Annotated in this window: 7 protein-coding genes; all 7 read left to right on the plus strand. The window is 69.1% G+C overall.

What is annotated here, in order from left to right; translation table 11 throughout:
* Positions 1–49: 49 nt before the first annotated feature.
* The 7 genes from MKCMC460_RS03685 to MKCMC460_RS03715 all read left to right on the plus strand — a co-directional run bounded on the left by MKCMC460_RS03685 (position 50) and on the right by MKCMC460_RS03715 (position 9932).
* The gene (locus MKCMC460_RS03685; RefSeq protein ID WP_236980137.1) at positions 50–1048 is read left to right on the plus strand and encodes a hypothetical protein; all 999 of its coding nucleotides are present in this window, start codon (positions 50–52) and stop codon (positions 1046–1048) included.
* The gene (locus MKCMC460_RS03690) at positions 1045–2574 is read left to right on the plus strand and encodes a hypothetical protein (RefSeq protein WP_236980139.1); all 1530 of its coding nucleotides are present in this window, start codon (positions 1045–1047) and stop codon (positions 2572–2574) included. The genes MKCMC460_RS03685 and MKCMC460_RS03690 overlap by 4 nt, the downstream gene beginning before the upstream one ends.
* 178 nt (positions 2575–2752) lie before the next feature.
* Positions 2753–4573 carry a phosphoenolpyruvate carboxykinase (GTP) gene (locus MKCMC460_RS03695; protein WP_236980141.1) on the plus strand — a complete coding sequence of 607 codons (1821 nt, stop codon included), beginning with the start codon at positions 2753–2755 and terminating at the stop codon, positions 4571–4573.
* Between the two features lie 428 nt (positions 4574–5001).
* Entirely contained in the window at positions 5002–6276 is a 1275-nt protein-coding gene (locus MKCMC460_RS03700; RefSeq protein WP_236980142.1) for a sodium:proton exchanger, read from the plus strand.
* A 43-nt stretch (positions 6277–6319) separates the two neighbouring features.
* A complete protein-coding gene (gene fadD4, locus MKCMC460_RS03705) occupies positions 6320–7843 on the plus strand; it encodes a fatty-acid--CoA ligase FadD4 (RefSeq protein ID WP_236980144.1) in 1524 nt (507 codons plus the stop codon).
* A 3-nt stretch (positions 7844–7846) separates the two neighbouring features.
* Positions 7847–8782, plus strand: coding sequence for an enoyl-CoA hydratase/isomerase family protein (locus MKCMC460_RS03710; protein ID WP_236980146.1), 936 nt, complete (start codon positions 7847–7849; stop codon positions 8780–8782).
* A 148-nt stretch (positions 8783–8930) separates the two neighbouring features.
* Positions 8931–9932 (plus strand): MaoC family dehydratase, encoded by a 1002-nt coding sequence (locus MKCMC460_RS03715; protein ID WP_236980148.1) that lies wholly within the window; start codon positions 8931–8933, stop codon positions 9930–9932.
* Positions 9933–9990: the final 58 nt, after the last annotated feature.

The following is a 9990-nucleotide window of genomic DNA, read 5'->3' on the forward strand; positions in this document are numbered from 1 at the left end:
GTCGGCGACAATGCCACCATTCGGTGGGGGCTGGCACGGGCCAGGAAGCGTGAACAGGACGAGGAGCAGGGGGCACCAGATTTTCGTCGACGAGCTGACTTTGTTCGCCCGACACGCCGCTGACCAGCGGATAACGGCCATCGCCGATCGAGTCGCCGCGCCGCTGGCGGTGGCCGTCCGCGGCCGTCGAGGCGTGGGCGGCAGCACCGTCGCCCGGGTCCTGGACCGCGCGGGTTCGGGCATCCGGGTGCAAAGCACGGCCGCCGACCTGACCGTCCACGTCCTGGCCGAAGTCGTCAAACCCGAGGACACCCGGGCGCCGCGTCCGTCGCTGGCGGTGCTGAACAAGGCCGACGCAAGCCTGGCCGGCGGTGGGTCCCCCGGCGCGTGGTGCGACAGATTCGCCGAGTTGCTCGGTGCGCCGGTGGTGGCGATGAGCGGGTTGCTCGCCGCCGCGGCGCTGGACGACCTCGACGCGCAGTGCTGGGCGGGTCTGCGGGAGCTGGCCGCCGACCCCGGCGCGTTCGCCGGGCTGGACGGCTCCTTCGACGGTTTTCTGGCCGCGCCGCTCGCGGTGGCGTCGTCGACGCGGGCCCGGTTGCTGCAGAAGCTCGACCTTTTCGGAATCGCTTTGACGGTGGCGGCGCTGCGTCGCGGCGCCGGCCCGGCGCAGGTCCGGGCGTTGTGGTGGCGGGCCAGCGGCGTCGACGCGGTGCTGCGGCAACTGGCGACGTCCGGCGCCGAGGTGCGCTACCGGCGGATGCTGCGCGCGGTCGACGAATTGGAGGCGCTCGCGGTGCGCGACGACGCGGTGGGTGCGTTCCTGTCCCGCGACGACACGGTGACCGCCCGGATGACGACCGCCCTCGACGTCGTCGACGCCAGCGGCCTGGACCCCGGTCCGGACGCTCCGCTGGCACGCGCCGTGCACTGGCAGCGCCGCGCACCGCGCAGTGATCTGCATCGCGCCTGTGCGCGCGACATCACCCGGGGATCGCTGCGACTGTGGTCGCGAACCGGCGCGCTGCCACGTCGGGAGTCGGTGTGACGCGCGACGACCCGGTCGGCCGGGTCGACGCCCTGGTGGGTTCCATCGGGCCGAACCTGACGGCGCCGGTGGTCAACCGCCGGGACGTGGTGCTGGTCACCGGCCCCTGGCTGGCCGGGGTGACCGCGGTGGCCACCGCGCTGCGCCAAGGGCTGCCGCAGCACACCTTCGTCGAGTCGGCCGAGCTGGAATCCGGTGCAGCGCCCAAGGCGGTGGTGTTCGTGGTCTCGGCGGCCGCCCCGCTGACCGATTCCGACTGCGCCCTACTGGACGCCGCCGCCGAGAACACCGACGTGGTGGTGGCCGTGGTCACCAAAATCGACGTGCACTACGCCTGGCGCGACGTGCTGGCCGCCAACCAGGCCAAGCTGGCCGGGCATGCGCCGCGCTACGCCCAGGTGCCGTGGGTCGGAGTGGCCGCCGCGCCGGAAGTGGGTGACCCGCAGGTCGACGACTTGATCGCCGCAGTGCAGGGGCAGCTGGCCGATTCCGACACCGCCCGGCGCAATCGGCTACGGGCCTGGGAATCGCGGCTGCAGAAGGCGGCGCAGCGGTTCGACCGCGACGCCGACGGCGCCGGGCGCCGGGCCCGGGTCGACGCGCTGCGCGAGGAGCGCAGCGCCGCGTTGCGGCAGCGCCGCCAGTCCAGGTCCGAGCGCACGATCACGTTGCGCGGCCAGATCCAGCAGGCCCGGGTCCAGTTGTCGTACTTCGCGCGAAACCGGTGCTCCTCGGTGCGCACCGAGCTGCAGGAGGACATCGCGGGCCTGCCGCGGCGCGCGATGGCCGGGTTCGAGGAGCAGGTGCGGGCGCGGCTGGGTGAGGTCGCCGACGAGGTGGCCGCCGGCGTCGACACCGACCTCGTCGAGGTCGCGCGCCACGTCGGCGTGCCGCTGGAGCTGCCCGCCGCCGAGCGCCCGACCGTCCCGGTGCCGCCGGCCCAGCTGAAATCCCGCCGGCTGGAGACCCGGCTGCTGATGGTGTTCGGGGTGGCGTTCGGGCTGGGTGTCGCGCTGACGCTGAGCCGGGTGGTGGCCGGTCTGGCACCGCGGCTGCACCCGGGCCTGACGGCCGCCGGGATCGCGGTGTGCTTGGCGCTGGGTTTGGCCATGGCGGCGTGGGTGGTGCACATCCGCACCCTGCTGGGTGACCGGGCCGCGCTCGACCGCTGGGTGGGGGAGGCGACGTCGGCGTTGCGGTCGGTGCTGGAGCAGACGGTGGCCAGCCGGGTGGTGCTCGCCGAGTCGCTGCTGAGCACCGAGGTGACCGCCTACGACGAGGTGGAGAACGCGCGGGTGACCGACAAGGTGAGCCTGATCGACGGTGAACTGCGCGAGCACGCCCTGGCCGCGGCGCGTGCCGCCGCCGCGCGCGATCGGGAGATGCCGACGATCCAGGCCGCCCTGGATGCGGTGCGCGCCGAACTCGGCGACCCCGGCCACCCCTTAGCTCCTGAAGCAGCACCCGGCGCCTCCGCCGATTCGACCGCCGCCCCGCGTCCAACCGCAGGTGGTGGCGGATTCTGATCTTCTGAATCGGTCTTGTGAGCAGTCTTATACCTGCCCAGGACTTCCCCCACAAGTGATGCGCGATAACCTGTAACAAAGCGCCATCGCTGTGAGTAGCCACATGCGTTCGTGCCCACGGGACCCTAACAAACCGACAACCGCCGATTACGCAGCAGCAGAATTCAGGAGAGTTCGAATGACCTCAGCAACCATCCCCGGCTTGGATACCGCACCCACCAAACACAAGGGGTTGCTGTCCTGGGTAGAGGAGGTTGCCGAGCTCACCCAACCCGATCGGGTGGTGTTCACCGACGGTTCCGACGAAGAGTTCGCGCGGCTGTCCGAGCAGCTGGTCGAGGCCGGTACGTTCCAGCGCCTGAACCCCGACAAGCACAAGAACTCCTTCCTGGCGCTGTCGGACCCCTCCGACGTGGCCCGCGTGGAGTCGCGCACGTTCATCTGCTCCGAGCGCGAAGTCGACGCCGGCCCCACCAACAACTGGTACGACCCGGCCGAGATGCGGTCGCTGATGACGGACCTGTACCGCGGTTGTATGCGCGGTCGCACCATGTACGTGGTGCCGTTCTGCATGGGCCCGCTGGGCGCCGAGGACCCCAAGCTCGGCGTGGAGATCACCGACTCGGAGTACGTCGTGGTGTCCATGCGCACCATGACCCGGATGGGCAAGGCCGCGCTGGACAAGATCGGGGACGACGGCTTCTTCGTCAAGGCGCTGCACTCGGTGGGTGCTCCGCTGGAAGAGGGCCAGCAGGACGTGCCGTGGCCGTGCAACGACACCAAGTACATCACCCACTTCCCCGAGACCCGCGAGATCTGGAGCTACGGATCGGGCTACGGCGGCAACGCGCTGCTGGGCAAGAAGTGCTACTCGCTGCGGATCGCCTCGGCGATGGCCCACGACGAGGGCTGGCTGGCCGAGCACATGCTGATCCTCAAGCTGATCTCGCCGGAGAACAAGGCGTACTACTTCGCCGCGGCGTTCCCGTCGGCGTGCGGCAAGACCAACCTGGCGATGCTGCAGCCCACCATCCCGGGCTGGCGCGCCGAGACCCTGGGTGACGACATCGCCTGGATGCGATTCGGCAAGGACGGCCGGCTCTACGCCGTCAACCCGGAGTTCGGCTTCTTCGGCGTCGCGCCGGGCACCAACTGGAAGTCCAACCCCAACGCCATGAAGACCATCGAGGGCGGCAACACCGTCTTCACCAACGTGGCGCTGACCGACGACGGCGACGTGTGGTGGGAGGGCCTGGAAGGCGACCCCCAGCACCTGATCGACTGGAAGGGCCGCGACTGGACGCCGGACAACGGCGAGAAGGCCGCGCACCCGAACTCCCGCTACTGCACCCCGATGTCGCAGTGCCCGATCCTGGCCCCGGAGTGGGACGACCCGCAGGGCGTGCCGATCTCGGGCATCCTGTTCGGCGGTCGCCGCAAGACGACGGTCCCGCTGGTCACCGAGGCCCGCGACTGGCAGCACGGCGTGTTCATCGGCGCCACCCTGGGCAGCGAGCAGACCGCCGCCGCCGAGGGCAAGGTCGGCAACGTGCGTCGCGACCCGATGGCGATGCTGCCGTTCCTGGGCTACAACGTCGGCGACTACCTGGGCCACTGGATCAACCTGGGTAAGCAGGCCGACGAGTCCAAGCTGCCGAAGATCTTCTTCGTGAACTGGTTCCGCCGCGGTGACGACGGCCGTTTCCTGTGGCCGGGCTTCGGCGAGAACAGCCGGGTGCTGAAGTGGATCGTGGACCGCATCGAGCACCAGGCCGGCGGCCGGACCACCCCCATCGGCACCGTGCCCTCCGCCGAGGACATGGACCTCGAGGGCCTCGACGTGGACGCTGCCGATGTGGCCGCGGCGCTGGAGGTCAACGCCGACGAGTGGCGCGAGGAGCTGCCGCAGATCGAGGAGTGGCTGGAGTTCGTCGGCGAGAAGCTGCCGACCGGCGTCAAGGACGAGTTCGACGCTTTGAAGGAGCGACTCGCCCAGTAACGCGAGCAGACGTAAAAGAGCCCCCATTGCCGAATGGGGGCTCTTTTCATCTGGCTCGGCCGGGTGGTGAGGGCGGCACGGACCGCTTCAGACGGTTTGCCGGATAATAATGTTCGGCTGGGCGAACTCACCGATCCACGCCTTTGAACTGCGGATCTAAGGTAACCCTGTTTAAGTAACCGGTAGCCGCGCTAAGTTGCCATCGGCTGAGAATCGGGTTACCGTCATAGCTAGCGAAGGGGAGTAGTTCCAGATCGCCGCGCACAGCCGGCGACTGCGGATGGTCGACATACTGGCGATCTAGATCGCCCGGTCATCCACCGGAGAGGTTTTCCGGCGAGCGAGACCTTCGGCCGACAGCACGTCGGTCCGAGGTCTCGCCGCGCGCCGACGGACCAAGGATCGCCAAACGGGAGGATCCACCGGACATGGCCCTACTCGCCAACCGCCGCCGACCCCGGTCGGCCGCCCACACCCTGATCCGCTCACTGCTCATCACCATGCTGTTCATCAGCCCAGCGCTGGTGGCGCGCTTCGGTGGACTGCACCCGACACCGGTGGTCGCCCTGATCAGCTACGGGGCGGCCGTCGTCGCCGCCAGCTTCCTGCTCGCCTGGGCGGCCGAGGCCGCGCAGATCGACGTATCCGGCGGGCTGGCCATCGCGGTGCTCGCCCTGATCGCGGTGCTGCCGGAATACGCCGTCGACCTCTACTACGCGTACACCGCCGGGCACAACGCCGACTACACCCAATACGCGGCCGCCAACATGACGGGATCAAACCGGCTGCTGATGGGGTTGGGCTGGCCGGTCGTCGTCCTGGTCGGCCTCTGGGTGGCGCGCCGGATCGTGCGCAAAGCCGACGGCGTGACCCTCGAACGCGGCAACCGCGTCGAACTCGGGTTCCTGCTGATCGCCGGGGTGGTCGCGTTCGTCGTCCCGGCCACCGGCCACATCCACATCGTGCTCGGCGTCGCGCTGCTGGGCTGGTTCGGGTTCTACCTCTACAAGCTGACCCGCGGTGAGGTCGAAGAGCCGGAGCTGATCGGCACCGCCGCGGCACTGGGCACCCTGCCGCGGCGGGTCCGCCTGACCGTGGTCTGCACGATGTTCGCCTTCGCCGCCGCGGTCATCCTGGCCTGCGCGCAACCATTCGCCGAGAGCATGATCGCCGCGGGTGACCAGCTCGGGATCGACCGGTTCCTGCTGGTCCAGTGGCTGGCGCCGCTGGCCTCAGAGGCGCCGGAGTTCGTGATCGCCATCATCTTCGCCGCCCGCGGCAAGGGCACCGCGGCCATCGCGACGCTGATCTCGTCGAAGGTGAACCAGTGGACGCTGCTGATGGGCTCGCTGCCGATCGCCCACCTGGCCGGCGGGGGCGGGAGCAGCCTGGTCCTGGACGGCCGCCAGGTCGAGGAGATGCTGCTGACCGCGACCCAGACCATGATGGGCGTCGCGCTGATCCTGGCGCTGCGGTTCCACCGCTACACCGCGTGGACGCTGTTGGCGTTGTTCGTCGTGCAGTTCCCGATCACCTCGACCGAGGGCCGGCTGGTGCTCAGCGGCGTCTATGCCGCGGTGGCGGTGGTCGCGCTGGTGGTGAACCGGCACCACATCCTGCCGACGCTGCGCGCGCCGTTCGTCCGTGCCGAGGAGTCTGCAGAGCCGGTTCGCCGGATCGCGCCGGTGCTTGCCCTAAGTTAGTTCGGCTAGCGGCCCGCGAATCCGCGCGTCGTAAAGTTCAGCCATGCAGATTCGCTCGCACGCCCAGGCGCACCCCGACAAGCCCGCGGTGATCCTGCATCCGTCGGGCACGGTGGTGACGTTCGGTGAACTCGAGGCGCGTGCCAACCAATTGGCGCACTACTTTCGCCGAGCCGGGCTGGCCGAGGGCGACGCCGTCGCGATCCTGATGGAGAACAACGCGCACATGCACGTGGTCATGTGGGCGGCCCGGCGCAGCGGGCTGTACTACGTGCCGATCAACACCCACCTGACCGCAGCCGAGGCGGCCTACATCGTCGACAACAGCAACGCCAAGGCCATCGTCGGATCGGCGGCGCTGCGGGAGGTCTGCGCCGGCCTGGGTGAGCACCTGCCCCACGGCCTGCCGGAAGTGCTGCTGATCGCCGACGGCTCGCTTGCGGGCTGGCAGCGTTACCCGGAATGCGTTGCCGGGCAACCGGATACCCCGATCGAGGACGAGATCGAAGGCGACCTGCTGCAGTATTCGTCGGGAACCACCGGCCGGCCCAAAGGTATCAAACGCGAATTGCCGCACGTCCCACCGGAAGACGCGCCGGGCATGATGTCGGCGCTGGTCGATTTCTGGATGGGCCCTGCCGCCGTTTATCTGAGCCCGGCGCCGCTGTACCACACCGCGCCGTCGGTGTGGTCGATGACCGTGCAAGCCGCCGGACTCACCACGGTGGTGATGGCGAAGTTCGACGCCGAGGGCACGCTGGACGCGATCCAGCGCTACGGCGTGACGCACGGTCAGTTCGTGCCGGCCATGTTCGTCCGGATGCTCAAACTGCCTGAGGCCGTGCGCAATTCGTACGACCTGTCCTCGTTGAAGCGGGTCATGCACGCCGCGGCCCCGTGCCCGGTGCTGATCAAGAAGCAGATGATCGAATGGTGGGGGCCGATCGTCGACGAGTACTACGCCTCCTCGGAGGCGATCGGTTCGACGCTGATCAGCGCCGACGAGTGGCTGGCGCATCCGGGCTCGGTAGGCAAATCCATGATCGGCACGGTGCACATCGTGGGCGAGGACGGCAGCGAGTTGCCGCCCGGGCATCCCGGCGAGATCTACTTCGAAGGCGGCTATTCCTTCGAATACCTCAACGACCCGTCGAAAACCCAATCCGCCCGCGACAAGCACGGCTGGATGACCGTCGGCGACATCGGTTACCTCGACGAGGAAGGCTACCTCTATCTCACCGACCGCCGGCACCACATGATCATCTCCGGCGGGGTGAACATCTACCCGCAGGAGACGGAGAACCTGCTCGTCACTCATCCAAAAGTGTTGGACGCCGCGGTTTTCGGTGTTCCGGACGACGAGATGGGGCAGCGGGTGATGGCGGTGGTGCAAACCGTCGACCCCGGCGAGGCCACCGAGGAGTTCGGCGAGGAGTTGCTGGCCTGGTTGCGGGAGAATCTGTCGCATTTCAAGTGCCCACGGTCCATCGCGTTCGAGAAGGCGTTGCCGCGCACCGACACCGGCAAGCTGTATAAGAACGAGTTGGTCGAGAAGTATTCGGTGTGACCGATGCTCCGGGTGGTCGACCTGTCCAACCCGCCGGACGTCGACGTGGGCCGGCCGCCCGGTGTGATCGTGGCGCACGGGTCGGTAGCAGATGAATTCTGGCTCCAGACAGCAACTTTCACGTTGACCGAGCAACCGTGCGCGGATAGGCGGGTCATCACCGTCGGCTCGGTGCGGCGGGCACTCGATGAGCTGACCGCACGGTGTGAGCGGTGGCCGCAGGCCAGTGCGATCTGCGACGACGTGCTGCGCAGCCTCGACCCGGCCGGTCCGGCGACGGCAGGGTTGGTCACCGAATCGCTGGCATATTCCACCCTGCAGGCCGGGCCGGAATTCGCGCGCTGGCTAGCCGAACGCGGCCCGGCTCGGATGCCCGAAACCACCGATCCGGTTGTAGCCCAACGGGACGGGGATATAGTGCGCGTCACCTTCAATCGGCCCGGACGGCACAACGCGTTCTGCACCGATACCCGGGCGGCGCTGCTGGAGGCACTCGCGGTCGCGCAACTGGACACTTCGGTCACCGGAATCGTGTTGAGCGGCAACGGCCCCTCGTTCTGCAGCGGCGGCGATCTCGCCGAATTCGGCAGCTTCGCCGACCCGGCGGGCGCTCATCTGGCCCGCACCCGACACAGCCCAGCCCTGGTGCTCGACGAACTCACCACGCGACTCGGACACGCCTGCCGCGCCGAGGTGCACGGGCAGGTGCTCGGCAGCGGGCTGGAAATGGCCGCATTCTGCGGATGGGTGGTCGCGGCAACGGATTCGGTCTTCGGATTACCGGAGCTGAGCCTGGGCCTGATCCCCGGGGCCGGCGGCACGGTCAGCGTCGCCCGCCGGATCGGGCGTTGGCGCACCGCATATCTGGTGCTCTCCGGTCACACCGTCGGCGCCGAGACGGCCCTGCAGTGGGGTCTGGTGGACGCGATCAGCGCTTGAATTGGTCGCCACCGGCGTTGCCGGGCGCCGAGAGTGAGTCTCGCGACGCAAAACCGGGGCGTGTCGCGTCGTGCGGTTCACTCTCGGGAAGGGGGGTGACGGGGCTGCGTTTGACCCCCCTCGAGCCAGCCTGCCAGCATGTGGCCTTGTGACTAACGGCTACACGGGCATCCGGGCGGGCGGGCCCTACTTCGACGACCTCACAGTGGGCCAGGTGTTCGACTGGGCGCCCTCGGTGACCCTGACCGGCGGTCTGGCCGCCGCGCACCAGGCGATCGTGGGGGACCGGCTGCGGCTGGCCCTGGACGCCGACCTGAGCACCGCGGTGACCGGCGCGCCGGCGGCACTGGCCCATCCGGGGCTGGTGTGCGACGTGGCGATCGGACAGTCCACGCTGGCCACCCAGCGGGTCAAGGCCAACCTGTTCTACCGCGGACTCACCTTCCACCGATTCCCAGTCCTCGGAGACACCCTCTACACCCGCACCGAAGTCGTGGGCCTGCGCGCCAACACCGTGAAGGCGGGCCGCCCGCCCACGGGTCTTGCGGCGCTGCGGATGACCACCATCGACCAGTCCGACCAGCTGGTGCTGGACTTCTACCGCTGCGCGATGCTGCCGGCCAGCCCGGACTGGGTTGCGGGATCCGGCCGCGCCGACGACCTTTCCGGTGTCGGGGCCGATGCCGCCCCGCCGGCGGTGTCGCCGACCGAATCCTGGGACGCCGCGGCATTCCGGCGCCGGGTGCCGGGGCCGCACTTCGACGCCGGGATCGCAGGCGCGGTGCTGCACAGCACCGCCGACGTGGTCGGCAGCGCCGCCGAGCTGGCCCGACTCACGTTGAACGTTGCTGCCACACATCATGATTCGCGGGTGGGTGGGCAACGGCTGGTGTACGGCGGACACACCATCGGGCTGGCGTTCGCGCAGGCCAACCGGCTGCTGCCCAACCTGGTGACCGTGCTGGGCTGGGAGTCCTGCGACCACACCGGGCCGGTACGCGAAGGCGACACCCTGTACAGCGAGTTGCACGTCGAATCCGCTGCAGATGGTGTGCTGGGGCTGCGGTCGCTGGTACACGCCGTCAGCGACGTCGCGGGTGAGCCGGACCGCCAGGTGCTGGACTGGCGTTTCAGCGCGCTGCAGTTCTGAGCTTGCAGAACGACCGCCCGGGCCCGCTGCTGGACCGGGGCGGTCGGACTGCCCGTCT

This window comes from Mycobacterium sp. 20KCMC460 (assembly GCF_022179425.1).
Lineage (GTDB): Bacteria > Actinomycetota > Actinomycetes > Mycobacteriales > Mycobacteriaceae > Mycobacterium > Mycobacterium kiyosense.